Here is a 26,292-nt window from a genome sequence, read left to right on the forward strand (position 1 = left end):
CATCGTTCAGGACAGCTGACGGACCACCCAGTCGACGATGTACGGCGCAGTGTGTTCGATCTGATCGATGGCCACCTCAAACTCACGGGGGCCGCCATACCAGGGGTCCACCAGGTCGATTTGGCTCTCCCGGCCCGGCGCCGGCCTGGGCAGATCCGGGTCGAAGCTACGGTACAGATGAACGGCGGATCGCTTGCCTGCGGGCAGCAGACGCAGCAGAGCGCGCATATGGTCGGCCGTCATGGGCAGCAGCAGGTCGGCGTCTTCGGCCTCCTCCCGGGTGATCCGGTGGGCGAAGTGGTCGGGCGGCACCTCATAGCCCCGCTCGCGCAGAACCTTCTGGGCACGCCGATCTATGGGGTTGCCGAATTCCTCGTCGCTGACCCCGCTGGATTCCACTCTGACCTGGTCCTCATCCAGTCCGCGATCTTGGAAGAACTTGCGCAGGATGACCTCAGCCATGGGTGACCGGCAGATGTTGCCGGTGCAGACGGTCATGACGTTGTAGGGACCCCGTGAGGCCTTTCCTTCAGAATCCCGGCCCATCAACGCACCTTCCCATAGGTGACGTACCGGAACCGCGGGATGGCAGCCGCCTGGTCTGGTTTGGCCGGGGTCATCCACCGGGTCTTGTCGCGCACCTGCCAGAACCGCTTGCTGACCAGCTCCTCCATATCGGGCACAAAGACGTCGGCCGGAGTCTGCAGGTCCAGGTCGGTCACGTAGGCTGCATCAGCCAGCGGAAAGAAGGTACTGAAGACCCCCGCACCGCCGATGACCCAGATTTCACTACGATCCATCCCATCGTCGGGAATGGCTTCCTGCCTGGCCAGCTCCAGGGCATCATCGGCCGCGGATACCACAGTGGCGCCTGGTGCCCGGAACCCTGGGTCACTGGACAGAATGATGTTGTCCCTCTTGGGCAGGGGCCGCTCCCCCATGGAGACCCAGGTCCGCCGCCCCATGATGACAGGATGGGATACGGTCAGCTCCTTGAAATGCCGCATGTCCTCACTCAGATGCCAGGGCAGGGCATTGTGGTAACCGATGGCGCCGCGCCGGCCGTCGGTGGCCCGTGCCTGCGCCCAGATCATATTCACCGATGAGCGGCGGCCTATCTCTTCTTCCTGATGCCGCCATTCCTCATCGCCTAGAAGCCCGGCCTGACCGGGCTCGGGTTCGTGATAGCCGCTTCGACTATTGTCATGCTCCATCTGTTGTGTTCACTCCTCATAGTGAGTAGATATACGAGTACATTCTAATCTTCGGATCCGACGGTGCCCGTATTAGGCTCAGCGCACCATCAGACCGCCACAGGGGCCTTGATGGCGGGGTGGCATTGATAGTCCACCACCTCGAAGTCTTCGTACTGATAGGAGAAGATGGAGTCGGCCTTGCGGATGCGCATGGTCGGGTAAGGGTAAGGCTTGCGCGACAGCTGCTCCAGAACCTGCTCCACATGGTTGTCGTAGATGTGGCAGTCGCCGCCGGTCCAGACGAACTCCCCAGGCTCAAGGCCTGCCTGCTGGGCCATCATCAGGGTCAGCAGGGCGTAGGAGGCGATGTTGAAAGGCACCCCCAGGAACATGTCGCAGGAGCGCTGATAGAGCTGGCAACTCAGCCTGCCATCGGCCACATAGAACTGGAAGAGCGCATGACAGGGCGGCAGGGCCATGCTGTCAATCTGGGCTGGATTCCAAGCGGTGACGAGCATTCGACGGGAGTCCGGGTGGGTGCGTATCAGATCCAGCACCTTGGCGATCTGGTCGATGGTGTGATGGGGGTCCTCTGGGGTCGGAGCGGGCCAGCTGCGCCACTGGACCCCATAGACCGGACCCAGATCCCCGGTTTCCGGGTCGGCCCATTCATCCCAGATATGCACGCGGTTCTCCTGCAGCCAACGCACATTCTGCGATCCCTTCAGGAACCAAAGCAGCTCGTAGGCGATGCCGCGGAAGTAGACCTTCTTGGTGGTGATCAACGGGAAGGAATGCGACAGGTCGAAGCGCATCTGCCGCCCGAACAGGGATATGGTCCCTGTGCCCGTCCTGTCGGACTTCAGGGTGCCCTCGCGCAGGATGGTGCGCACCAGGTCCTCGTAGGGGGTGGGGATGTCAGAGTCGGGACGCTCGGGGATGCGTGTGCGAATACGTTGCAGTTCTTCGGAAGTCAAGGCCATGCGGCCATACTATCAAGTCCTCGGTCAGCTGAGCGCGCCCCGGTGACGAATCGCCGAGTCCGGGTTAGATTGGAGGAGCAGGTCCGGCCACAGGGTCGGATCCGAATGACGCACCCAGCCGGGTGTGGACAAGGAGGAACAGATGGGCAAGAGACTTTGGGTCGAACGCGACGAGGACGGCACCTGGAACGCCTATGGCGACAACGGTGCCCACATCACCTTCGGCAAGGGCGAGGATCAGTTCAACCCCGGCGACCTGATGAAGATCGCTCTGGCCGCCTGCGGAGCCCTTTCCAGTCAATTCGCCGTGGAGAGCGCCCTGGGCAAGGGCAAGGGGGCGAAAATCGTGGTGGACGGCACCTATGACGCCGACGATGACGCTTACCTGAGCTTCGACGAGCAGGTGGACGTCGATGCCACTTCGGCCAGGCTGGCCCAGGATGATGCAGACAAGCTGGAGGAGCGGGTCCGTCGCCATATCGCCAAGTCCTGCACCGTGGCACACACCTATCAGCGGGAGACCCCGGTAAGGATCTCCGTCAAGGTTCGCCACTGATCCGACAGGACAAGAAGAGAGGAGCGGGGACCCCCAGGTTCATGGAACTTCGTGGGTCCCCGCCCCTTGCCCTTACTCCTTGTGTTCGGGGTCGATGGTCGACTCCAGGTCAGCCAGCTGCTCGGGCTTGGCCGAATCCACAGAGACCTGCTCCACGCCGGTGATCTCAGCCACGTCAGTGCTTTCAGCCGCCTCGGCTGCGGCCTTGAGCCCGGACTCCTCGGCCTCCACGTACTTGCGCGGCACCACGTAGACAGGACTGACGGCATGCTGCAGGAGCCCCTGGCTGGTCGATCCCAGCAGGAGCCCGGTGAAGCCGCCGCGGCCACGCGAACCGACCACAACCACGTCGTGTGTCTTGCTGGCCTGGGTCAGGGCCTCCACAGCCGACCCCGGCACCACGGTCTTGTTGATGCGCAGATCGGGATAGGTCTTCATGAGAGGAGTGATTCGGGTATTGAGGTCATCCAGGTAGGAGTCCATGACGCTGCGCTCCTCGGCCGAACCCGTGCCGGTCAGTCCGGAGATATTGGGCACTGCCGACATGACATCCAGTTCTGCATTCCAGCTGTCGGCGAAGGCGGCGGCGATCTGCAGGGCCTTGAGCCCCCACTTGGACTCGTCGGAACCCACGGCGACCCGCTTGATGTCGTTGCTCAGATGCATCAGTTTGCCGTCGTCGTCGGTATAAGGAACGACCACGATAGGGCAGTAGGCATAGGCGGGCAGGCTGGAGCTTGTGGTGCCCAGCAAACGCTCAGCCAGGCCGCCTTTGCCCCGGTTTCCGATGACAATCAGCCGGTAGTTGCGGCTCAGTTCCACGAAGACCGATGAGGGATCCCCTGTCACAATCAGTGTGGCTGCACCGACACCTTGCTCATCGGCGATGGCCTTGGCCTTGGAGAGAATCTCCTGGGCGTCGTTGTGAGCCGCAACGTCGTCTCCCATGGTGGTGTAGGTCGCATCGAAGGAGACGGCCGCATACGAGGGCAGGGAATATGCGCAGACGATTTGCAGGGTCAACCCTGCATGCTTAGCGTAGTTGGCGGCCCACCACGCCGCCTTGTAGCTGGCGTCCGAGCCATCGACGCCTACCAGAACAGCCTTGTCGTTGCTCATCCGACGACCTCCTTTAAACTTGGCGATGACAAACCGACATCGCTCTTTCTGTCAGAATATCGCATGCAGTCCTGATCAATAAGTTGACAAGGGCCAACACGCGAGGAACTTCGACGCTGAATATGCAAAACGCCCCCGTAGGGGCGTTGAACCTGCACAACAACTATGCCTTAGACCAGACGACGATACTCGAAATCCCGATAAAGCTTCTGAACTGTTACGGTCCGACCGGGACGCGGGGCATGAATCATGCGGCCACCGCCGACATAAATGCCCACATGACTACCATCAGAGGTCACCAGCAGGTCGCCAGGAGCAGGATCCGTGACCGGTACACCCACTGAACGTTGCGCATCGGCCGTGCGGGGCAGGCTGATGCCGAAGTGGGCGAACACATACTGGGTGAATCCAGAGCAATCGAAGCCCTTGGCTGGATCGGTCCCGCCAAACACATAAGGAATCCCCTGGAACTGAAGCGCGTAGTTGACCACATCGGCACCCGTGCCGGAGACCGGCGCATCAACGACTGTGCTGGCGGTGCTGGCACGAGCAGCCGAACGACTGACCTGCTGTGCGGACTGACGCCGGCTGGATGCAGCCTGGGCCTGCTCCTGCGCCTGCTCCTGGGCCTGCTGGGCCCTGGCTTCAGCATCCTTCTCGGCCTGAGACTTGGTGGCAGGAACGTTCAAAGACTCAATGCCACCCCAGCTGCTGTCCTTTTCGACGGTGGTAGCCGTCGACTCGGTCAACAGGTCGGCACGCACCTTGCTGCCGGGAGTGAATGAACGCGACGAAGTAACTACGGCTTCACTGCCGTCACTGGCCTGGGCCACGGCGGGTATACCGATGGAGAGCATGCCACAGATTGTGGCTGCTGCCATCATGCTCACATACTTGCGTGTTTTTTTCATCGGGCACAATTCTATCACGTATTAGGAACAAGAATTAACCAGCCAGGAATCAGTAGTGGATGTAGCTGAAGGCGTGCACATTGGACAAGGTGCGAGAGTAGGTCTTTCCGTTCATGATGGCACCACACTCCGAGGTGACGATGGAGCCGTCGGGATTGATCTTCTCGACGATGGCCACATGGCCATAGGTGGAATCCGAGCCCTCCTGGCCGGCCTGGAAGACCACGATGTCGCCGACATTGCGCGGCGTGTTGTCCACCCAATAGCCCAGGGAACGGGCAGAGCCGGACCAATCCTTGGCATTGCCCATGTGTGAGCCCACCGGCAAACCCAGCTGGTGACGCCGGACGTAGGCCCACCAGGTGCACTGGCTGAACTCGTAGACATTGCCCGCATCCCCAGTGGCATGGTTGGGATTGAACCCCGAAGGCAGGACCGATCGGTTGGCATCCATCAGCACAGCCACGACCGGATTGTTGGCCAGGGATTTGGACATCTGTCCGGCATCGAGTTCGGATTCGCCCAGCTCCCAGCTGCCCTCATTGCGTTGAGAAGCCGTCGGCAGGGGCTGACGGTAATCAGAGCGGGAGACCCTTGCACCACCATTTGCGTCAGAGGAGCCGGCAGAGGAGGAGGGGGTGACCAAATTGATTGCGACACTGTCGGCCAAAGGCAGGGACCAGTCGTTGCGAGCCTGATTGACCGCCATAGAGGAAGCGGCAGCACCGACCAGGACAGTCAGGGCCGAACCGGTCATGATATGGGAGCGACGGGCTGAGGCCTTGGCCGCCAGACGAATGGAACGACGGGTTCGAGGGGCCACCTCGTTGAGCTTGGCCGCCAAGGCATCATCAAGACCCTCAATGCCCTCTGCCTGGGTTACGCCTGACGATCGGCCGGTCGACCAACTGCCGACACCTGCGCCTCGCTTGGCCGAAGCCCTGTGCGCAGCATGCTTCATCTAGAATCACTCCCGTTTATGTTCCGACGCGACTTTCGTGCCGTATCACGAACCATCACAAGGGAACACCATAACGCAAGTGAGAACCCGGGCCAAATAACCTGGATTGTCCATACTGGTGTACTCAAGCATGGCTTCGGTGGTCGCTCATCTTCGACAACCACGGAATACGCTAGGATTATACGGACATGAGGCGGACATGAGCAAACCGGCATGCGTGCCGACCGCCACGGCGTGTCCCCCGGTTTTGAACCCCGCCTGGTCCACCCTGAGCGAACCATGCTCACACGAGGTCAAACCGGGGTCGAAGCCAGGAGGAAGGACCCGCCAGCCTCGTCGGAATCTTCAGGCATGGTGATGTCGACACGACCGTCCTCGGAAGGAATGAACAGGGCCTGTCCCTGGTCCAGCAGGCAGGATTGGTCGGCGGCTGCACAACGGATCCGCCCATCAGTGCAGACGATGATGCGCGGTCCCCTGCGGGGAATCATCAGGTGGCGAGGCCCCAGGCGCTCTATCAGATCCCCATAGCGCTGCTGAAGCCTGTTGAGCAGGGGCCAGGTGGCGCCACCCTCCTGTACATGCCCGTAGACCAGCATGTACTCGTTGATCTTGGGCCGGTAGGTCACCATATTGTGCATGATCAGGGTGGCGATCATGGAGCTGGACGGATCGATGGGGGCTGAAGGCTGGCAGTCCAGGCTGCGCAGGAGGTTGGGAATGTCCCGATGCTTGAGGGTCATGCCGGCCCTGAGCACATTGTCGGAGTTGGTCATGATCTCTGCCGCAGTGCCATGGATGTATGCATGAGGAGTCCCGGCGGGGATATAGACAGAATCACCTTCCTCCAGGTCCACGGGATTGAGCATGAGCAAGCAGAGCACGGCGGGGTCATCCGGAAAGGCCCGGGCCGCACACAGGGCATGGTCCAACACAGATCCCGCCCGCCTGGAACGCAGCCGCCCGGCAGCAGCCTCCAAGGCTTCCTCCAGGCCTCGGGCCGCCTCTGGCTCGGCAGTCACGGCGGCGTGGAAGGCCCGGAAGATACGTCGGCGGGAATCCGGCCAGATCAAGGAGGAGACCGGCATCATGGCATCCGCCGAAGCGAAGCGGGCCGGAGGGACCCCTAGGTGGAAGGTGCGGGCGGTCAGCGCCTCGGTCATCAGCTCGGCCAGGGGGTGATCCACGGCGCGCAGGAGGGTCAGCTGCGTGGAGATGGTCGCGAAGCCTACACAGGCCTGGAAGGGCTCCAGGGCCACCACCATCTCGTTCTTGGCCAGACTGTCGTGAAAGGAGCGGCTGGGATCGTCGTCAGGCACCCCCAGGGCATTCTCACGGTTGAAACCGGCACGGGCCTCGAAATCCAGCGGATGCACCTGCAGGGACAGGGGAATACGGGCCGAGATGATCTTGAACAGGTAGGGCAGGGTGGGACCGAAGAGACGGGAGTCACGCTCCCCCAGCATGGCCATGGGATTGCGGCGTATGGCCTCGGTCAGCGGCATGAGCGAGCCGTCGGGCAGGGTCAGGGGTGAGGGTGATTCGGTGTGCCCGCTGAACCACATTTCCGCCAGGGTATCCGCCTGGCCTTCGTCTGACTCATGCAGATGGAACATGCGCTGCAGTCGGCCATGTGAACCCCAGGCGTAGTGCTTCTCCACAGCTTGGATCGGATACACGCACTCCCCTTTCCACGGGAAATCCCTCCATGGGCCGGTGCATACGAACCCACCAATCCCCGTCATGATAAGACAAGGGCCGAGGCCCAGGCAAGGCGAGGGGGTCGCCGCATGTCATTGAGAACGGTACAGTGGGGGTATGAAGCTGGCTCCCATTTTCGACCCGGATGCCCGCAGGCCATCGCCTCGGCCCGTGCAGGTGGACCTGCGACGCATCTTCCTGCTCGGCACTGGCGCCTGGATTCTGGCCCTGGCCGTGGTGGGCATTCTGGCCCTGACCGGAATGACGGTCACCAAGCCTCTGATTGTCTGCCTGTCCGGGATAGGCGTGGGCATCCTGCTGATGATCTGGGAGCATTTCAATCGCTGGGATTATCGCCGCCTTGCCCAGCAACCGGACCCTGAGCCAGAGGAAGCATCAGCGTAAATGTGCTCCCCTCTCCCGGCGCACTCCAGACCGTGACCGAGCCATGGTGGGTCAGGGCCACATGCTTGACGATGGCCAGTCCCAGGCCAATGCCCACGGCAGTCTCCTCGCTCTGGTTGTCGGCGCGGTAGAAACGCTCGAAGATCCTGCCCTGGTCGGCCTTGGATATGCCTCGGCCGTGATCGACCACCCTGATGATTCCGTAGTGCCCATCCTTGGAGGCCTGTGCCACCAGGGAGACTGTAGAGCCTGAAGACGAATAGGCGATGGCGTTCTCCACCAACTTGGCCAGGGCCACTCTGATCTGCTGCCCGTCGCCATGAATCGTCAGCGGCTGGTCGCATCGCCACCGCAGGGTCACATGAGCCTGGTCGGCTCTATCCTGCTCCCCCTGCACCACTGCACGTATCTGCTCAGCCACATCAAGCACGTTCTCCCTGCTGGGTTTGATCCGCTCCTGAGCCCGGATCAGCAGAAGAAGATCCTTGAGCACATGCCCCAGATATGCGCTGTAACGCTGGACCGAGGAGGCATCCCTGGAGACGCTGCGCAGGTGGCTGCGAAGCAGTTCCGGATCATCCCCCTCCAGGTGGGAGGTGGTTTTCAGCTGCGCCGCCAGCTCCTCCAGTGCCTGGACCGGCTTGAGCATCTGCTCGGATACATTGGTCATGAAGGCGTCCCTGGTCCGAACAAACCTGACCGAATCGCTCACATCATCGATAAGCACCACCACCAGGGACTGGTCGATGCGACCCAGGGTGACCTTGAGCCAGTTCCTCCTGGACACCGCCTGGGCCTGGCTAATCTCCCAATCATCGGATTCCCTGCTCTCAGCTGCGGCATCCAGAGCGAATTCGGTGGGCGTTCTAGTGACCAGGTTAAAGCTGCGTCGACCGCCCGAGCGGCGCACCTGCGCGATGGCTTCGATGATCCTCGGATTGGAGATCTCGTCGTTGCTGACGATTCCCAGCCTGTAGGCATCCGGGCTGGAGCGGACAACCTCGTCATCGCCATCGACCACAACCGTAGCGGCGGGTATCAGCGCCAACAAGGCCTGGGTCGAGCTCTCCAAAGCCTCGCCATCAGCCTGTTCGCCATCCCTGCTTCGGTTGCCCACAAGGCTGCGTAGGCGGTCCATGAACCGTCTCATAAGGACTTCCCTCCAGTCCGGCGCCGACCCCGGACACTGCTACATCAACCAAGTCTCATCGGCCGTTCCGGCTTTATTCTCGCATATCCGACAGTGATTGGCGCTCCAAAGGCCCGACATTCTTCGGGTCTGACTTTTTCTTGCCATCCTGGTCACATAGACTGGAGTCATATCGTTGACCGAGGCCGAAAGGGAAGAACAATGCGTGTGATTTTCAACGAGGAGCTGGGGCTGGTGGCCGACGATCTGGATCGGATGGCCGCCAAGGTTCGCGATGCCATCAAAAAAGCCGGGCGATCCCTGATGGACTGCGACGTGGAGACGGCCCAGGAGGTCATCGATGGGGATGCTGAGATAGACAACCTCCAGGCCAGCATCATCGATCAATGCATCAGGCTCCTGGCCAAGCAGAGCCCCGTGGCCACTGATCTGCGAGTCGTAGTCTCCACGTTGAGCCTGTCGGCGACCTTTGAACGCATGGGGGACCTGGCCAGGCACATCGCCGAGACCGCAAGGCGCTCCTATCCCGAACCGACCCTGCCCGACGAGGTCATCCCCCTGTTCAAACAGATGCAGGACTTTCTGGATGTCATGGCCGATCGTCTGGTCGAGATGCTCTCCGACAGGGACACGACCATAGCCGAACAGATCATCGTCAGCGATGACCAGATGGACAAGCTCCATCAGCAGACATTCGGCTATGCCCTCTCAGACGACTGGAAGGGAACCAGGCAGCAGCTGATCGACCTGGTCCTGGTGGCACGGTTCATGGAGCGTCTGGGAGACCATGGCGTTTCGGCGGCCCGGCGCGTGGTCTACATCGTCTCGGGCTTCGACCCCTCCAAGGATCCCAAGGATCTCGACCTCGATCTGGACTGAACGGACGGCAACCGTGCGGCCCGTGACCTGACCGTCAGTCAGGTGACAGGCCGTTTTTTACTTCTCCAACGGCCAGGAATAAATACAAAAGGCGGTGCCTTCCACAAAGGGGGAAGACACCGCCCAATCAGCTTGGGATACTCTGCATCCAAAACCCGATTCACATCATCGGATAGATCTATCCAAGGAATCTCACTTCTGGCCCTGGGCCGCCACAGCAGCAGCACCGGCTGCGGCTGCCTCCGGATCCAGGTACTCGCCGCGAGGCTTGATGGGCTTGAAGTTCTCGTCCAGCTCGTAGACCAGTGGGATGGCCGTGGGGATGTTGACCTTGGCGATCTCGTCCTCAGTCAGGTTGTCGAGCATCTTGACGATGGCCCTCAGGGAGTTGCCGTGGGCGGCAATCAGGACGGTCTTGCCGGTCTTGAGCTCAGGAACAATATCGCTCTCCCAGTAGGGGGTGACGCGCTTGACCACGTTGGCCAGCGCTTCGGCGCGGGGCACAGGGGCTCCGGCATACCGAGGGTCATGGGACTGCGAGTATTCGTCGTCAGGATCGATCTCGGGCGGCGGGGTGGCATAGGAACGACGCCAGAGCATGAACTTCTCGTCGCCGTACTTCTCGCGGATCTCGGTCTTGTTCTTGCCCTGCAGAGCCCCGTAGTGACGCTCGTTCAGCCTCCAGTCGCGCTTGACGGGGATCCAAAGGCGGTCAGCCTCGTCCAGGGCGATGTTGGCGGTGTTGATGGCGCGGCGCAGCAGCGAGGTGAAGACGATGTCCGGCAGAACACCCTTATCCTTGAGCAGCTTGCCGCCCTTACGGGCCTCCTGCTCGCCCTGCTCGGTCAGCGGGACGTCCACCCAGCCGGTGAACTGATTGGTGTTGTTCCATGCGCTCTGGCCGTGCCTGAGCAATACTAGTTTGTAGGTCATAGTGAAAATTCTAAGACCTAAGAGGGACTGTTTGGCGGACCTACGGCTCCCCCTGTAGAGCGGCCACTCAAAGCAGACAGACACCCAGCCAGCAGAACCCTGTCAGCAGATCCGTATAGCCCGATAGCGCGAACGCCCTGCTGAACCGGTTCCGACAGCTGGCTACTGTGGTGGCGATAGCCAGGGCCAGGACGGGCAGCAGGCAGAGCAGGCGGGGCCAGGCGTCCGCAAGGGATCCGTCAGACAGGGACCACGACTCGAACACGCCCAGAATCACAGCCAGGGCATAGCAGGACCCCATCAGAATCAGCGTGCCTTTGGCTCCGATGAACGAAGACAGCGTGTACTTGCCGGCCAGAGGATCCGCATCGATGTCCCGGTAGTTGTTGATCTCCAGGACGGGAATGCAGACAAGACCGCCGACCAGGGCGCCGATGAACCCGTGACGGTCGATGCCACCGGTCTCCAAGTACTGGGTGGCCAGCACGCCCACCAGCCCGAAGAAGATCATGATGCTCAGCTCGCCCATGGCCCTATAGCCGTAAGGATGCCTGCCTCCCGTGTAGAACCAGGCTCCCAGCAGACAGAAGATGCCGACCAGGATCATCCACCAGTGGCCAGTCACCCAACAGAGGATCAGACCGGATATGCAGGCCATAAGGATGTTGAGATAGGCAGACAGCAGGACCTTGCGAGGCTCCACGCCGCCGGCCACCCCTCTTCTGGGCAGATCAGGCACCGAGCCGTCAGCGCCGGCGCCCGAAAGGCTGCTCCGGCCCTCATCGGTACCCCTGATGCCGTCGAAGTAGTCATTGGCCAGATTGCAGGTGCTGTGGATGAACACAGCCGTCAGACAGCATAAGAGGGCTATGAGCCAGAAGCGCGCATCCGGCCCAAGTCCTTGGCTGAACAGCTGCCGCAGGGCCACCGCCGTACCGATCAGAACCGGCGTGGGCGAGCAAAGCAAGGCCGAGGGTCGCAGTGCGTCCTTGTATTCCTGAAGTGTGATGAACATGATTGCCTGATTATCCACCAAATCGCTCGAAAGTCGGACTGCTCTCTTAGGAGAGTATCAGGATTTTCACAGCTGCAGGAGCAGGCCCGCCGACCAGCATAGGGCGGAGACCAGGGTGCCCTTGCCTGCCATACCGAAAGCCTTGGGCACCTGGCCACGGGCAAAGGCTCGACAGATCAGCAGAAAGACAGCGGCCACAGGCAGGAGGACCAGCACAAGCGGGAAGCCAGGCAGGCCACGTCGCATGACAGCCGGAACGAACTGGATCAGGCCCAGAACCAGGCTCAGGATGTAGACCGAGTAAATGGAAATAGCCGCTGCGCGCGCTCCCACCAGAACCGCGTATGTGTGCTTGCCGGCACGGCGGTCGTCCTCCAGATCCCGGTAATTGTTGAGCATGAGCAGGCCCACGGCATTGAGCCCACAGACGCAGGCACCCAGGATACCGGCAACGTCTACCCTGTTGATGAGGAAGTACTCGGTGCCCAGGGTGGCCACCAGACCGAAGAAGATGAAGACGCTGACCTCACCCAGCCCGTGGTAACCGTATGGATGCGTGCCGCCCACGTAACACCAGCCGGCAACCAGGCAGCAGACCCCGACCAGGATCATCCACCAGTGACCGGTCAGTGCCATGACTGCCAGACCCATCAGACAGGTGAAGCCCGCCGAGATCATGGTGGCGTAGAGCACCTTCCTGGGCGACACACCGGCGGCCACCAAACGCCTCGGTCTGCCGGAGGCGGCCTCATCGCCTCCACGGCCGGAGTCGGTGCCGCGAACACCATCGGCATAGTCGTTGGCGAAGTTGGCTGCGATCTGCATGGATAGGGCGAGCAGGACAAGCAAGACCACGATCAGGGCCAGCCGTCCAGGCGTGGCAGCCTTCAGGGCGGGATCGACAGTCGTGGGCGAGCACGAGCTGGTGCACTGTTCCAGAAGCCGTGACCGCTCCAAGAGTGCAGCCGAAGCGCCTACGCAGACAGGTGCCACCGAGGCGGGCAGCGTCCGGGGACGCATACCATCCATCCACAGCCTGATATTCATGACCGTCCCTCCCCTGTTATCTCAGGCTAACGGCTTGACCAGGGGGAAGGTGATGGTCTCGCGGATGGATGCACCGGTAAGGGCAATCAGCAGACGATCGATACCCATACCCATGCCCCCAGCCGGAGGCATGCCTACGCCCAGGGCCTCCAGGAAGTCCTCGTCAATGTCCATGGCTTCGGCATCGCCGCGGCTGGCCATCTTGGCCTGCTCGACGAACCGCTGCCGCTGGACCACCGGATCATTGAGTTCGGAGTAGCCCGTCGCCAACTCAAACCCGCGAACGTAAAGGTCCCATTTCTCGACCACACCCGGCTTGGTGCGGTGGGCCTTGACCAGGGGCGAGGTCTCGACCGGGAAATCACGCACGAAGGTCGGCTCATACAGCTTGTCCTGCCAGAAGTGCTCCCAGAGGTGCTCGACCAGCTTGCCATGGTTTTCGGCAGGCTCCTCCTCCAGGCCCAGTTTGTCAGCGATGGTCCGCAGATGGTCCACGCCGGTCTGCGGGGTTATCTCCTCGCCCAGGGACTCGGAAAGTGACTCATACATGCTGATCTGGCGCCAGTCCCCGCCGAAGTCGTACTGGCTGCCATCCTGCAGGGTCACCTTCAGCGATCCCGACGTGGCCAGTGCAGCCTTCTGGATCAGCTCCTTGGTCAGCTGCCCGATGGTGTCATAGGTGCCGTAGGCCTGATAGGCCTCCAGCATGGTGAACTCCGGAGCATGGGTGGCATCCACGCCCTCATTGCGGAAGTCGCGGTTGATCTCGAAGACCCGCTCAATGCCGCCGACCAGGCAGCGCTTGAGAAAGAGCTCAGGGGCGATGCGCAGGTAGAGGTCGATGTCGAAGGCGTTCATATGCGTGGTGAATGGCCGGGCCGCGGCGCCGCCATGCACGGTCTGGAGCATGGGGGTCTCGACCTCCATGAAGTCGTGGTCCTCGAAGGTACGCCTCAGGGAGGAGACGGCCTTGGAACGGCGGCGGACCATGGCCCGCACATCCTCATCGGCGATCATGGCCAGGTAGGGCTTGCGGGTGCGCTGTTCCTCGGTCAGTTCCTTGTGAAGGGCGGGCAGGGGCTGCAGGGCCTTGGCCGCGATGTTCCACTCGGTGGCGAAGACGGAGAGCTCGCCGGTCTTGGAGGCAACCACGCGGCCGCGCAGATAGAGGTGGTCGCCCAAGTCGACCAGCTGCTTGAACCGCTTCAGGGAATCAGCGCCAATCTCACGCTTGGAGATCATGCCCTGGATGCGGGTGCCGTCACCCGCCGCCAGCTGGACGAAGCAGAGGCCGCCGCCATTGCGCAGGAAGAGGACCCTGCCGGCGATGCCAACCACGTCCTCGGTCTCCTGGCCTGGCTCAAGGCGGTCCTGATACTTGCGACGCACATCCTCGATGCGGTCGGTCACATCCAAATGGACCGGGTAGGGCTCAATGCACTCCTTGAGCATGAGCGCCCTCTTGGCCACGCGCATGCGCACCTGTTCGGGATGGCCTTCAGCGCTCTCCGCTAGGTTGCCGGGATCAATGGCGTCATCCAACTGGGCGCCCTGATCGATCTTCTCCGTGATGGCCATATCCTGGTCAAGCAGTGCCTGAGCGCGTTCGACCGTCGTCAGGCGAGGGGTTTCTTCCGATGAGTCATTCATAAATCGCTATTTTACGCATGAGCCAGTACTTGGCCTGGGGTACCGCCGAGGGGCAAGCGGTTGAACGGTCGCGCCGCGCAGACGATGGCGTTTGGCCGACGGTACGTGTACTATATAGAACGTTGTCACGGGGTATAGCGCAGCTTGGTAGCGCGCTTCGTTCGGGACGAAGAGGCCGGGGGTTCAAATCCCCCTACCCCGACAGATGCAAGAAGAGGCCGGCAATTTCCGTCGGCCTCTTCTTTATTCCTTTGCTTCGTGTAATCACCAGGCTGCACGATGCAGTGCCTGACCCATGTCAGCTCATATCGGCCAGGGTGGGGAAGACCTGATGATTGCCTACACGACTGACCTTGATGGCAGCCGCCTTGTTGGCAAAGTTCACCGCCTTCAGGAAATCACCGTGCTGGGCATAATTGACGGCAAGGGCGCCGGCAAATACATCACCGGCACAGACGGAGTCCAGTGCGTGGACCTTGACTGAGTCGATTTCGTAGATCTCCCCCTCGTGCAAAACCACGCTCCCATCGGCACCCAACTTGACGATGACGGTCTTCGGCCCCATGCCGGCTATGGCTTTGGCAGCCTTGACCGCCTCCACCTTGTCGGTCACATGAATACCGGTGATCCGCTCGGTCTCCTGCTGGTTGGGCGTGACACAATCAGCATAGGCGAGCGCCTCGGGGAAGAAGCCGTCAGCCGGAGCGGGATCAAGGATGATGTACATGCCCTTGCGTCTGCCGGCCTTCAAAGCAGCCACAACGGACTCGCGACTGGTCTCCAGCTGCATGAGCAGAACCGGAGCCTCCATCTGATCCAATGCTGTATCCACTTCTGCGGCCGTGATGGTGTCATTGGCGCCAAGCGTCCCCACCATGGTGTTCTCGGAAGTCTGATCCACCTGGACGATGAATGTTCCGGTCCCCTCATTGCCATTGCGCATGACAAACTGGGTATCGACTCCCCAATCGCTTAAATTGTCAAGCATCTGCTTGCCTGCGCCGTCCTCACCGACCGCGCCCAGCATGGCCACCTTGCCGCCCAACTTGGCTGCAGCCACGGCCTGATTCGAACCCTTCCCGCCCGGCAGCATGGTGATGCTCCTTGCTGTAGCCGTATCCCCGCGTCTGGGATAGCTGGTCACCAGGGCCTTGACATCCAGATTGATGCTGCCCAGTACTATGACGTCATAATGCATGATAATCTCCTCAAAATTGGTATGAATTTGCCGCTATCAGGCAAGGCTTCGCCTCACGCAGCGGCTCTCGGCCTTAGCGTGTGATGTGTTTTACAACTGGTTTGGACTCAGTCGGCAAGCATGCTGATGCGCAATAATCGGCTCATCAGTAACCGATTGAGAACAAGAAACGGATGTCAGACCTCTTGCGGGCCCACCGCCTCCTTGAAGAGTTCGCGCGTGGCACGGACATTCTCACCCAGGCTGCGGCCTTTGCGGAATATGGCGCTGGTGCCTCCGATGAATCTGGTGGCTCCTCTGCGCACGCATTCAGGAATGGTCTGCCGGCCGATGTTCCCATCCACCTCAATGGGGATATTCATGCCTCTGTTGCGGATTCGATCGGCCAAATCACTGATTTTGCCGTACATGGGTTCAATGAATCGCTGCCCTGCGAAGCCGGGATTGACCGTCATCAGAATCACATAATCCGTGACGTCGTATACGTAGTCCAACACGTCCAGCGGCGTAGCCGGGCTGATGGCCACACCGGCCTTGAGACCTGCCGTATGGATTGCCGTCAGAGTCCCCTGCAGGTTTCTGGTGGACTCTGCATGAATGGCGATTCCGGAAGCCCCGGCCAGAGCGAACATGTCAATATAGCGTTCCGGCCGCTCCACCATCATGTGCAGATCCAGCGGCTTGTCGGTAATGGCCCGCACCTTGTGTACGAAGTCGGGACCAAGGGTGAAGTTCGGAACGAACGATCCGTCCATCACATCGATATGGTAGAAATCAACACCCGCCGCATCGAGCTCCCTGACATCACGTTCCAGATTGCCCAGATCGGCGCACATGAGCGATGGCCCTATTTCCAGCATTACATCTCCTATTTACGCGCCCCTTGTCTGTGAGCTGTCACGAATGACAAGGTGCGGTTCGATTGAACGTTTCTGTGGCTTCCCCTTGGTGGACACGGTGCTTTCGAACAGATCCATGATCTGCTCGCCTATGTCCCCGGGAAGCTGATTGACCGTGCTCAGACGCGGCACGGAATATTCAGCCAGTTCAATGTCGTCATAGCCAAAGACCCGCATATCCTGGGGTATCCGGATTCCCAGGTCGGCACAGGCCCTCATGGCTCCGATGGCCAGAATGTCATCAGAACAGAAGATGCCATCCACGGACCCTGGGTGATCCTCAAGGAAGCCCTTTGCTGCCTGGTATCCTCCGGCCAGGGAGAAGGAAGCCGTCAGTTTGGCGACCGGCTTCACCCCTGCCTCGGTGATCGCCTTCAGGTACCCGGCATACCGATCCTCAGAGCTTTTTTCCTGCTCAGGTCCCGATATGAACATGAGATGACTGCAGGAACCCTGTTGGATCAGATACCTGGTGGCCTTGTACCCTCCCGCTCGGTGGTCCACATATAAGGCCGAATACGGATGCGAGAAACATGCCCGGTCCATCGTGAGCGTGAAGATTCCCAGGTTGTTGAGCTTGGTCAGATCTTCTTCATCAACAAACAAGGAGCTGATGATGGCCCCGCGGACTCGGATGCCCTCCATAAACCGCAGATAATAATTGACCTTATCGCGTTCATCCCTGCTGTTGCATAGATATATATGGAGTCCTCGCCGGTCTGCGGCCTGTTCTATCCTCCCTGACAAATCAGCAAAGTAGGGATTGCCCAGGTCGGGAACCAAGAGAGCGACCAAATCCGATGACTGCTCGGACAGGGTCCTTGCCACGAAGTTCGGCTGATATCCAAGCTTTTTGACTATGGCGTTGACCTTGCTTACCGTCGCATCGCTGGCCCCTCCTTTCTTGTTGAGAATGCGCGACACGGTTGCTGTGGAAACACCGCTCAGCTCCGCAATATCCCTAATCGTCACCATCAGTCGATCCTTATATCTTTTGCGATGGAGGGCCCTGCATGGGATGGATTCCCCGGGCCTAACCGGTTACTTCAGGTTAAACCGGAGACGTGATTTCAGCGATGTTTCCAGGACTTCTATAGACCGGAGGCATCACCCCCGACTCCAGCTCCTTCCGGCTCGCCCGAGCGCCTGCCGGTAGGAGGCAAAGAAGGTGATGAAGTTTCCTCGGCTGCGGCGACTCCACTCTGTGTGGCTACCGAACCAGCCCTTGGGTCGGCATCGAGCTGGTCAACAGCAGCCGAACCGACACTGATTCCTGTCGCCGCCTCCCTGCGAAGCCTCCTGATATACCAGGCAAAAAGTGCGATGTAAGCCAGCAGAGCCAGCAGAGCCAGGCCGATGGTTTTCAGATCGAGTGTACGAACCGCATTGCCGATCAGCATGGCCAGCATCTTCTCCAGCGGATCTGAATCCACGGCCGAGAACATCTCGTTCTTGCCCAGCCCGGCGGGGAAGACTCCCATGGCCTTCGAAGTCTGGGTCAGGAAGGGCGAGATCAGGCTTGCGGCCCAAAGGAAGAGGGGAATCATGATGGTCCCTATCAGGGTCATCCTCACCACCTTGCCCCTGGCTCCTATGAGGAGCGAGGGCGCCAGTACGGTGAGGATGATCCCTCCGAGAGGCAATACCGAATTGCCTGGAAGGATCATGGCGATCAAGAGCAGAATGGGCGCCAGGATGTTGGCCACAGCCCAGAGTTCGGCCCGGGAGGCCAGGATGGGCCAATCAATGGCGATATACAGCTTGCGCCCCTTCATGCGACGCTCCATGAAAGAGGTGACCCCCTGGGATAGAGGACCGATAGCGGGAGCGAACCAGTCCCCTACGACTCCGAATAGCTCCAGGCAGACACCGGAAGAGAATGCCAGTGCGCAGATATGGGCGGCATCTTGGCGACCCAGAAGACCCACGAATACGCCCAAATATGCGCCTATGGCCCCCTTGCTTCCCAGGAATCCGATCTTCTTGTTCAGAGTCTCGGCGTCGAAGTCGAATCGATCGATGAAAGGCAGGACCTTGCTGATCAGACGGTCGAGGAGGACAACCACTGGAGTGACCAGCAGGGCAGGGTGTGCCGTGGTGGTGATGTTGTCCTGATCATAGCCAAGCAGATCATCAATGGTGGGCTTCATGGCATCAGCGTTGAAGAGCATCAAGGCGTAGATGAAGACCACGAAAACTGACATGAGGAAGAAGTTCCCGCCGGCGCTCCAGTTGATGAGAAGGCCGAGTATGGATACATTCCAAATGTTGAACAGATCGACATTCAGGGTGTTGGTGAGTTTCAAAGCCAGCATGACCAGGTTGGTCACGATGCAGATAAGAGCGAAATAGAGCGTGTACAACGAGCTCCAGGTGATGACGGCGATGGGTGCCCAGCCCAGATCCGTGACCGACAGCTGAAGGCCGGTATAACGCACGAAAGCCTTGAGAGCCGGGCTGAAGGTGTTGGTCAACAGCCCAATGACCGCACTCATGCCGGTAAGGGCCATGGCCATTCTCAAACCGCCTTCAAACGCCTTGGACAGTTTGACGCCGAAGGCCAGCGACAACAGGGTGATGATGAAGAACATCATGGCCGCGCCGCCCAGACCTATGAACCAATTGAAACCGTGGTCCAGGGCCTGCACAACTGAATCGAGATTCATGGTGCTGCAATACCTCCTTGTACGACAACGATTGCGTAACCGGTTACTCAAAGTCTTATACCATTTACCGCAATCGCGCAAGCAGCTGCAAGACAAAAACGTCAATCACAACTGACTCAGAACTTGGTTTTTTGTTGTTATTCCAGCGTTTTTGGATATCAAGAAAATCACGACCGCATTTGGACAAACAGTCGACTCCGCCTTTCATATCCTTACATATGCCACTAGGCGACGAAACCGATTACTCTTTGTCCGTAGATAACGGATGTCGCTGACTGTGAGCAAACCGACCCGGATCCGCAGACCCCAGCAGAAGTTCAAGCCGTAGAATGTATATGAATAATTGACGCATCGTATGATCACGTGCATCACGATTCCATCATTGATGACGAGCGGAGGCCACATGGACGAGGTCGGTTGGCAGGACGGCAAGCAGAAAGAATCCCAACAGTCCTACATGCAACCGGATGGCAGCTTCGACACCCAAGCCTTCCTGGACGGGCTGGATGCCATCTTCAACGCCGGCAAGGCCCGCGATCAGGCCGAACCATACCTGCAGGAGGCGCTGGTGGATGCGGAGAATGCGGGCGATGACGCCGGACTACTGACCGTGCTCAACGAAATCATGGGCTTCTACCGGTCACAGGGTCGCCACCAGGAGAATATGTGGATGATCCAGCGCGCCATCGAACTGGCCACGCGTATGCGCATCGAAGGGTCCGAGGCCTGGACGACCACCCTGATCAATGCAGCCACAGGTCTGCGGGCAGCCAAGAAGTACGACCAGGCTGAAGACCTCTACCGGCAGGCGCTTGCCTCCGCAGCCAAAACCCTTGGGCCCAAGGACCGGCGGCTGGCCGCCCTGCACAACAACCTGTCCATGCTCTACAGCGAAACCGACCGACCCGACCAGGCCGAGCAGGAGCTGCGCCAGGCCATGGACATCCTGGAGAATTCCAGTACTGATCCTTCCCGTGATCTGGATCTGGCCTCCACCCACACCAATCTTGCCCTCCTGCTCATGCAGCGCAAGGACAATCCGCAGGCCCTGCAGGAGGCCTGGGACCAGGCCCGCACAGCCCTGGACATCTATCGAACCGGCCACCTGGAAAACAGCGCACACTATGCCTCGGCCCTGGCTGGCTTCGCCCAGGTCTGCTACATGACCGGGCGCTTCAGCCAGTCGGCAGACACCTACCGCAAGGCCCTGGCCATCATCGAGGATCGGTACGGCCAGGGCAGTGACTACTACCAGATCACCAAGGCCAATCTGGACCAGGCCCAGGCCGCCGCCCAAGAAGCCGGGGACAAGGACCAATCCAAGCAGGCCGACGAAGCAGCATCCAGCCAGCCGAAGACCAGGAACCAGAACGATGACAACAATCAGCGTGATTCCCGCCCGGATATTCAAGGACTGGACCTGGCCAAGGCTTACTGGGAGCAAGTGGGCCGTCCCATGCTGGAGGAACGCTACCCCCAATATCGCGGCCGGATCGCCGCAGGCCTGATGGGCCATGGATCGGACTGCTACGGCTTTGACGATGCCATCTCCCGGGATCATGATTTCGGCCCCGGCTTCTGCCTGTGGCTGACCAGCGAGGATTATCAGGCCATCGGGGACCAGATGCAGAAGGACTACGAGGCCCTGCCCACCGAATTCATGGGGTTCGGTTCGAGAACCGACAGCGTCAGAGCCAAGGGAGCCAACCGCCGCGTGGGCGTCTTCGAGATCGGCGCCTTCTTCGAATCCCTGACCGGCTACCGTCAGGCGCCCCCGGAAGATCACCCACACGAGTGGCTGCTCCTGGACGAGGCCACGCTGGCGGCGGCCACCAACGGCAGGGTTTTCGCCGATCCTTTGGGACAAATGCTGGCCACCCGGCAGGGGTTCAAGGCCATGCCCGACGATGTGCGCTTCTGCCTGATCTCCCGCCGGCTGGGCATGATCGCCCAGGCTGGCCAGTACAACCTGCCTCGGAGCCTGCAGCGGGGCGACGGGGCTGCAGCCATGCTGTCGATCAACGAATTCGTGCAGGCCTGCGCCTCCCTGATCTTCCTGATCAACAATCCGTTGACCGTCGGTTATCTTCCCTATTACAAGTGGACCTTCGCGGCCCTGCGGCGGCTGAGCGGACGAATGGCCACCAGGCTGGCCGACCTGACCGAGCAACTGGAGGACATCCTGCGCCTGGCATCGACTGCCTGCTATGGGGGACAAAGCTTCGGCGAGGGCGGAAAGGGAGCCCGGCCGGCCGCCGAACGCGTCACCGAGCTTGTGGAGTCCATCTGCGCAAGAATCGTAGAAGAGCTTCAGGCGGAGGGCTTGACCAACAGCCCGGAAACCTTCCTGGAATGGCAGCGCCCCTATGTCGAGGCCCACATCTCCAGCGACAATCCGGTTCTGCACAGCATCTGAAAGGAGCCAAGGATGGCAAACGACGAGCAATGTCAGGATGAGGAATCCCTGCGCGAGCGGATCGTCCGCCACGAATGGGAGCAGTTCCAGCAGGTCAACAACGAGGGTGGTCCGGCCAACTGTCAGGGCAATTGGCCCATGTTCCACCAGATGCGCCTGAGCCAGTTCCTGACCTGGCCGCATCCCCTGCTGACCAGCTATGCGGACGACCTGGACCAGGCCGACAAAACGGGGCGCAACCTGTTGACCGAGAAGTACGGGCGGATGATGGAGTCCACGGCCCCGGACCTGTATCACAGCAACATCGCCCCCTACCTGCCCAGGCTGGGCCTGGATCGCCAGGAGCAGCAGGAGCGCATCATCGACCGGCAGGTGGCCTGGGCCAAGGACTTCCGCGAGCGCTACCCCCGCCTGGGTCAGGAGATGCGGGTCCTGCGCACCAGCGAGGACACGCCGGAGGCCACCTCCTTTGAGACCTATCTGCGTGGCGAACTGGGCACCTACTCAGCCAAGACGCTGGATCTTTACCAGTCCATGGTGGACCGGATCGAGGCACGAGGCGGCAACCTGACCGAGGAAACCATCCTGGCCACGGTGCAGATGAACGGCTTTGAGACCCTGGACGAGGCCCAACAGGCCCAGGACTGACACCCTGAACCACAATCATGAGGTCCATCTGACCAACCAGTCGGGCGGTCGGGTAGAGTTGACGGGTGCAAAAGCTGAAACGGGCGGGATTCACCGCCGCCTCCTTTGTGGTCATCCTGCTGGTCATGCTCCTTTTGGGTCAAGCCATGACGCCGGACTGGCAGGTGGAACCCTACCGCGACCATCTGCAGGTCTCGACCCGGTCCACTGCCATCGCTTCGAGGCTGGGAACCACCACTCCTGAGGGCACCCACCCAGTCAGGGAACGGAAGATCAGCATCACTCTGGATGGCGGAGTCCATATTCAGGCCATCGTCAGGGAGCCAAGCGACCGAAAGGGCACTGGACCAGCCTGCCTGTTCATTCATGGTGCCGGAACCGGCAAATCCTCCGAAGTATACGGCGACCTGGCTTCTGCCATGGCCTCGGCCGGCATCACCACCCTGGTGCCCGACAAACGTATGGACACCTATACCACCTTCCACCGTGACTATCAGGCCATGGCCGCCGACTACGGGCACTCCCTTGAACGTCTGCGCTCCTGGCCGGGCGTGGATCCGACCAAGGTGGGCCTGTACGCCGAGTCCGAGGGCACCTGGATATCGACCATCATGACCGCCAAGGATCCCGGCATCGCCTTCTCCATCCTGACCTCGCCGCCCGTCTACCCGGGACGGCGGCAGATGGCCATGGCGGCCACCAGCTACCTGGACCTGATCGGCGCACCCAAGGGGATCCGTAACGTGATACCCCGCCTCATGGGCATGGATCTGTCCCTGCTGGGCCTGGAGTACGCCGACTTCCCCTCCCTGCCCTATCTGGACCAGCTGCGGATGCCGGTCATGATCAACTTCGGGACCATGGACGTCTCCATGCCGGTCGAGCAGGGTGCGCGCGAGATCATCAGCAGAACCCATGCAAGCGGCAACGACAACGTGACCCTGCGCTACTATCCCACCAACCATCAGATCCGCACCGGCAGCAGGCTGGCCAAAGCCGGGTTGCCCCTGGAACCCAGATACACCCATAATCTGGAAGACTGGATCAACGCCGTGGCACTGGGCACCCAGGCCAACCAGTGGTCCACTCCCATGATTGCCGGCAGCCAGCCCCGCCAGCTCAATCAAGTGCCCGATCACACGAATACAGGGTTGATATCTTCGCTGACCGCCCTGGTGACGCTGATGGCCTCTGGCCCCATTCTGCTGGCTGCCGCCCTGGTATCTGCCCTGATTGGAGCCATGAACTCACATCTGCGGGCTCGAGGTAATCACGGCCGACAGTCAGGTTTCAGCAAAGGTCTGGCCGGACGTCTCTGGTCCCTAGGTCTGCTGGCCGCAGGACTTATGGCTGCCCTGCTGGCCTATGCCTTCACTGTGGTCCGCAAGGCGCTCGGCCTGACGCATCTGTCCTCGATGATGACATCATGTTGGCCCCTGTTGTCCGTCCTGTGTCTGGCACTCATCCTGCTCTTGGCGAGCACTCTGACCTCCATCTTCAGCCGGCCTGACGGCGAGCCAGCCGTGGCCGGGGCTGGCCACTGGCTGACGCTGGCTTTGACTCTGCTGGGCTCACTGGCCATCCTGGGCAGCTTGATCTTCTGGAACATCTTGGCCTTTTGAGTCCTGGCGGGCACGCCTTGCTGATGTCAGCCAAGTTAATATAGCCACACCAATCAACACCACGCCCAGGGCAGCAAAAACCAGGGGAAGGACCCGCTGCCAGGGTACGACTATGGTCAGATCCGTACCGTAACGCAGAAAGACCAATCCTAGAGCCAACATGGTCAGAGCTAAAAGTCCAACCAGGGCGCCAAAAATGATGGTAGGCAGGCTGGGTCCGCTAGGACGGACCGGCTCCGGCGGCTGCATCCGAACCTGGTATATCGGGGGTGGGGATTCAACCGGCATGGCCTTGGTGATGCGTTCCTGACCATCCATCGGCTGGTCTCCTTCTGGTTGCTGCGTATCAGTCATCTTCCTGATCCTCCCCAAACTGCCATGGATTGTAGCTGTAATCCCAATAATCATTGACCAAGCCGCTGTAGATCTGCGCCCGCTTCGGCTGGGTAGCACTCCCCTGGGCTTGCACGGTGACCCGTGCACCGGCCATGAGATTGGCTTCGACGATCAATTCGGGTTCGTCGGGCATATGCCACTGATCCTCCTTGGACGCTCGCAGGGCTTCCTCCCAATCGCGTCGTTCAGCTGATGACGACGTATTGCCCCACCACATCCAGTTTCCTTGTTCCGTCTCGGTTATCCAGTCAGCCGCCCCTGATCCCAAGACCCTGTAGAGGTCGGCGTGTTCCCTATAGGACAAACTGCATCCCTTAGGTATGAGCAGGCGAACGTCAGCATAGGCCACAGCCAGGCGGACGGTGCCCGTCGGGCAGCCTGAGACCGTACTCACCGCATCATCCATAATCTGAACACGATGGGTGCCGTGTTTCTGCTCATAACCAGTCAGGTCAATGACGGCACTTCCCTGATCATGCTGGTCTCCGACAAGCTTGATACCGCGGCGATAACGCCTCATGTCTGCACTGTCCGCCCCCAACAAGCGCCCGTGGTTATTGCCGTTAACCTGAACTGTGGCGTAGTCGGCCAAGACCCTGCGGTTCTGGGTTTGCTCAATGCCTGGTATGGCCGAACCGGTAGCCAGAATCAGGACAACCAAGCAGGCCATCAAGGCAATGGGGGTCAACCCTCCAGACCTGCGGCCCATCAAGCCCAGGATCAGTATGACCACGCCAAGTGCCAGCGTGACGCATCCAGCCCAGATCAGAGCATAGGCCAAGGCCGCATTCAATCCGCGATAGGGGTTCGTGGCCATCCACCAGACCCCTGCTCCGGAGACCAGAATCAGTCCTGACAGAAGACTGACCAGCACAGGTCCGGCGGGGCGACGTCGTAGCCGGGGCGGAACCGACGGAACCTTAGGGGCTATTCCCGGCCCTGTCGAGAATGACCCCCCTGTGCCATAGCCCGGCCAGGCGCTGAATCCATACGACTGATTCATGTTCCCAGCAGGTTCTGCAGGGCCTTCTGCCCCCGTCCAACCTCTGGGAGCTGCACCAGCGATGGGATTGCCCCCATCTTGAGTATTATTCGAATCGCTGCCAGCGTTTGCCGAATCTTCTGGCTCAGAGATGGGTCCAAGAGAGGTTACCTCCCCTTGTTGCCCCAAAGTTCCATACGAATCGGAATGCTCCAGCTGGTCCTCGAGTCCTTCTGAGCTCGCATTACTTGCTGTCTGTGCATTGTTTCGCGTCCCTGTGTAATCCTGGTATCCCTCATACCCCGAAAAGCTAGGGTACTCAGGCTGATTCGAATACCGCTGCGAACCTGTGCCATTCGGCCGTTCCGAATACTGCGATCCCATCACCCACGGATCGCCCGAAACCGGCCTGCCGGCATCCGGCCCAGCCCAGTACCCTCTTTGATACTCCAGGGCCTTGTTGCGGCTCCACCGGATGAGCAGATACAGGATCAACGCACCCAAAGCCAGGGAAAAGATTCCGACTCCCAGGGAAAAGATTCCGACTCCAGGAATCAGGATTGCCAGCAGCCAGTAAATGATGATGCCCACCATGGAAGCGTGCCAAATCCCGTGAATCAGCTCCTGGGCGATAATGACCCCACGCCGGTCCGGCAAGACGAACCAGGCAAAACCGTAGAAGGCAGCACCGGTGCCGAAGAGAAAGACCGCCAAAATCATCAGCGCTCTGACCAGGGTCACGCTCCAGCCCAGCCGACGGGCCAAGGCTACGCAGACGCCGCCGATCCATCCCTGGTCGCGGATCAGATAGGACTCCCTGCAGGCGCGGAAGAACTTGTCGGACTTCCACCGCCAGCCGTTATCAGGGCCATTGCCGTTCATGTCGCTACTCATGTCTTCATTACAACACCCAGCGAGCGCAAATCTTATGGGGGAACACCCTGATTCAACCCTGATTT

At 60.4% G+C, this 26,292-nt stretch carries 24 protein-coding genes and 1 tRNA gene; 7 read left to right on the top strand and 18 right to left on the bottom strand.

Annotation, left to right across the window (positions count from 1 at the left end):
* Positions 1–6: 6 nt before the first annotated feature.
* The 3 genes from H3V04_RS04990 to H3V04_RS05000 form a co-directional block, all read right to left on the bottom strand.
* Positions 7–546: a low molecular weight protein-tyrosine-phosphatase gene (locus H3V04_RS04990; RefSeq protein WP_198187408.1), complete on the bottom strand. Its 540-nt coding sequence runs from the start codon at positions 544–546 to the stop codon at positions 7–9.
* Entirely contained in the window at positions 546–1,214 is a 669-nt protein-coding gene (locus H3V04_RS04995; RefSeq protein WP_198187409.1) for a dihydrofolate reductase, read from the bottom strand. Before H3V04_RS04995 ends, H3V04_RS04990 begins: the two co-directional genes overlap by 1 nt.
* A gap of 89 nt (positions 1,215–1,303) precedes the next feature.
* Complete coding sequence (locus tag H3V04_RS05000) at positions 1,304–2,179, bottom strand: thymidylate synthase (RefSeq protein WP_198187410.1); 876 nt, start codon at positions 2,177–2,179, stop codon at positions 1,304–1,306.
* 142 nt (positions 2,180–2,321) lie between these two features.
* Between H3V04_RS05000 and H3V04_RS05005 the strand changes: the two genes are divergently transcribed.
* On the top strand, positions 2,322–2,735 hold the full coding sequence (locus H3V04_RS05005) for an OsmC family protein (protein WP_198177367.1): 414 nt from the start codon (positions 2,322–2,324) through the stop codon (positions 2,733–2,735).
* Positions 2,736–2,807: 72 nt separating this feature from the next.
* Here H3V04_RS05005 and H3V04_RS05010 read toward each other — a convergent pair whose 3' ends face one another.
* The 4 genes from H3V04_RS05010 to manA form a co-directional block, all read right to left on the bottom strand.
* Entirely contained in the window at positions 2,808–3,854 is a 1,047-nt protein-coding gene (locus H3V04_RS05010; RefSeq protein WP_198177366.1) for a universal stress protein, read from the bottom strand.
* Positions 3,855–4,024: 170 nt separating this feature from the next.
* Complete coding sequence (locus H3V04_RS05015) at positions 4,025–4,765, bottom strand: C40 family peptidase (protein WP_198187411.1); 741 nt, start codon at positions 4,763–4,765, stop codon at positions 4,025–4,027.
* Positions 4,766–4,814: 49 nt separating this feature from the next.
* The gene (locus tag H3V04_RS05020; RefSeq protein WP_198187412.1) at positions 4,815–5,726 is read right to left on the bottom strand and encodes a CHAP domain-containing protein; all 912 of its coding nucleotides are present in this window, start codon (positions 5,724–5,726) and stop codon (positions 4,815–4,817) included.
* Between the two features lie 293 nt (positions 5,727–6,019).
* Positions 6,020–7,405, bottom strand: coding sequence for a mannose-6-phosphate isomerase, class I (gene manA / locus H3V04_RS05025; RefSeq protein ID WP_198187413.1), 1,386 nt, complete (start codon positions 7,403–7,405; stop codon positions 6,020–6,022).
* Positions 7,406–7,544: 139 nt separating this feature from the next.
* Here manA and H3V04_RS05030 point away from each other — a divergent pair, with 139 nt between their 5' ends.
* Entirely contained in the window at positions 7,545–7,832 is a 288-nt protein-coding gene (locus H3V04_RS05030; RefSeq protein ID WP_198177362.1) for a DUF2530 domain-containing protein, read from the top strand.
* Here the strand turns inward: H3V04_RS05030 and H3V04_RS05035 are convergent.
* A complete protein-coding gene (locus tag H3V04_RS05035; protein ID WP_232342466.1) occupies positions 7,765–8,982 on the bottom strand; it encodes a cell wall metabolism sensor histidine kinase WalK in 1,218 nt (405 codons plus the stop codon). The two genes, H3V04_RS05030 and H3V04_RS05035, sit on opposite strands and share 68 nt — an antisense overlap.
* Before the next feature lie 201 nt (positions 8,983–9,183).
* Here H3V04_RS05035 and phoU point away from each other — a divergent pair, with 201 nt between their 5' ends.
* Positions 9,184–9,861, top strand: coding sequence for a phosphate signaling complex protein PhoU (gene phoU, locus H3V04_RS05040; RefSeq protein ID WP_198180375.1), 678 nt, complete (start codon positions 9,184–9,186; stop codon positions 9,859–9,861).
* 192 nt (positions 9,862–10,053) lie between these two features.
* On the opposite strand, the gene H3V04_RS05045 is transcribed toward phoU, so the two are convergent.
* The 4 genes from H3V04_RS05045 to lysS all read right to left on the bottom strand — a co-directional run bounded on the left by H3V04_RS05045 (position 10,054) and on the right by lysS (position 14,506).
* A complete protein-coding gene (locus H3V04_RS05045) occupies positions 10,054–10,794 on the bottom strand; it encodes a phosphoglyceromutase (RefSeq protein WP_024626731.1) in 741 nt (246 codons plus the stop codon).
* Positions 10,795–10,861: 67 nt separating this feature from the next.
* Entirely contained in the window at positions 10,862–11,809 is a 948-nt protein-coding gene (gene menA, locus H3V04_RS05050; protein WP_198187414.1) for a 1,4-dihydroxy-2-naphthoate octaprenyltransferase, read from the bottom strand.
* Positions 11,810–11,875: 66 nt separating this feature from the next.
* Entirely contained in the window at positions 11,876–12,856 is a 981-nt protein-coding gene (gene menA, locus H3V04_RS05055; RefSeq protein WP_198187415.1) for a 1,4-dihydroxy-2-naphthoate octaprenyltransferase, read from the bottom strand.
* 21 nt (positions 12,857–12,877) lie between these two features.
* Entirely contained in the window at positions 12,878–14,506 is a 1,629-nt protein-coding gene (gene lysS, locus H3V04_RS05060; protein ID WP_198187416.1) for a lysine--tRNA ligase, read from the bottom strand.
* Positions 14,507–14,634: 128 nt separating this feature from the next.
* Between lysS and H3V04_RS05065 the strand changes: the two genes are divergently transcribed.
* Positions 14,635–14,708, top strand: a tRNA-Pro gene (locus tag H3V04_RS05065).
* Positions 14,709–14,804: 96 nt separating this feature from the next.
* Here H3V04_RS05065 and H3V04_RS05070 read toward each other — a convergent pair.
* The 4 genes from H3V04_RS05070 to H3V04_RS05085 form a co-directional block, all read right to left on the bottom strand.
* Positions 14,805–15,704: a ribokinase gene (locus tag H3V04_RS05070; RefSeq protein ID WP_198187417.1), complete on the bottom strand. Its 900-nt coding sequence runs from the start codon at positions 15,702–15,704 to the stop codon at positions 14,805–14,807.
* A gap of 176 nt (positions 15,705–15,880) precedes the next feature.
* Positions 15,881–16,564 (bottom strand): ribulose-phosphate 3-epimerase, encoded by a 684-nt coding sequence (gene rpe, locus H3V04_RS05075; RefSeq protein WP_198187418.1) that lies wholly within the window; start codon positions 16,562–16,564, stop codon positions 15,881–15,883.
* Positions 16,565–16,576: 12 nt separating this feature from the next.
* Positions 16,577–17,578 (bottom strand): LacI family DNA-binding transcriptional regulator, encoded by a 1,002-nt coding sequence (locus H3V04_RS05080; RefSeq protein ID WP_198187419.1) that lies wholly within the window; start codon positions 17,576–17,578, stop codon positions 16,577–16,579.
* Positions 17,579–17,694: 116 nt separating this feature from the next.
* On the bottom strand, positions 17,695–19,269 hold the full coding sequence (locus H3V04_RS05085; RefSeq protein WP_198187420.1) for a PTS transporter subunit IIC: 1,575 nt from the start codon (positions 19,267–19,269) through the stop codon (positions 17,695–17,697).
* Positions 19,270–19,726: 457 nt separating this feature from the next.
* On the opposite strand from H3V04_RS05085, the gene H3V04_RS05090 reads away from it, so the two are divergent.
* The 3 genes from H3V04_RS05090 to H3V04_RS05100 all read left to right on the top strand — a co-directional run bounded on the left by H3V04_RS05090 (position 19,727) and on the right by H3V04_RS05100 (position 23,955).
* Positions 19,727–21,685: a DUF4037 domain-containing protein gene (locus H3V04_RS05090; protein WP_232342579.1), complete on the top strand. Its 1,959-nt coding sequence runs from the start codon at positions 19,727–19,729 to the stop codon at positions 21,683–21,685.
* A gap of 12 nt (positions 21,686–21,697) precedes the next feature.
* Positions 21,698–22,333: a DUF4125 family protein gene (locus tag H3V04_RS05095; RefSeq protein ID WP_198187421.1), complete on the top strand. Its 636-nt coding sequence runs from the start codon at positions 21,698–21,700 to the stop codon at positions 22,331–22,333.
* 65 nt (positions 22,334–22,398) lie between these two features.
* Entirely contained in the window at positions 22,399–23,955 is a 1,557-nt protein-coding gene (locus tag H3V04_RS05100) for an acyl-CoA thioester hydrolase/BAAT C-terminal domain-containing protein (RefSeq protein ID WP_198187422.1), read from the top strand.
* Here H3V04_RS05100 and H3V04_RS05105 read toward each other — a convergent pair.
* On the bottom strand, positions 23,905–24,309 hold the full coding sequence (locus H3V04_RS05105) for a hypothetical protein (protein WP_198187423.1): 405 nt from the start codon (positions 24,307–24,309) through the stop codon (positions 23,905–23,907). The genes H3V04_RS05100 and H3V04_RS05105 overlap by 51 nt on opposite strands.
* Positions 24,302–26,227: a PspC domain-containing protein gene (locus tag H3V04_RS05110; RefSeq protein ID WP_198187424.1), complete on the bottom strand. Its 1,926-nt coding sequence runs from the start codon at positions 26,225–26,227 to the stop codon at positions 24,302–24,304. The genes H3V04_RS05105 and H3V04_RS05110 overlap by 8 nt, the downstream gene beginning before the upstream one ends.
* Between the last annotated feature and the right edge of the window lie 65 nt (positions 26,228–26,292).

The organism is Bifidobacterium sp. M0353, from assembly GCF_016100645.1.
Classification (GTDB): Bacteria; Actinomycetota; Actinomycetes; order Actinomycetales; family Bifidobacteriaceae; genus Bombiscardovia; species Bombiscardovia choladohabitans.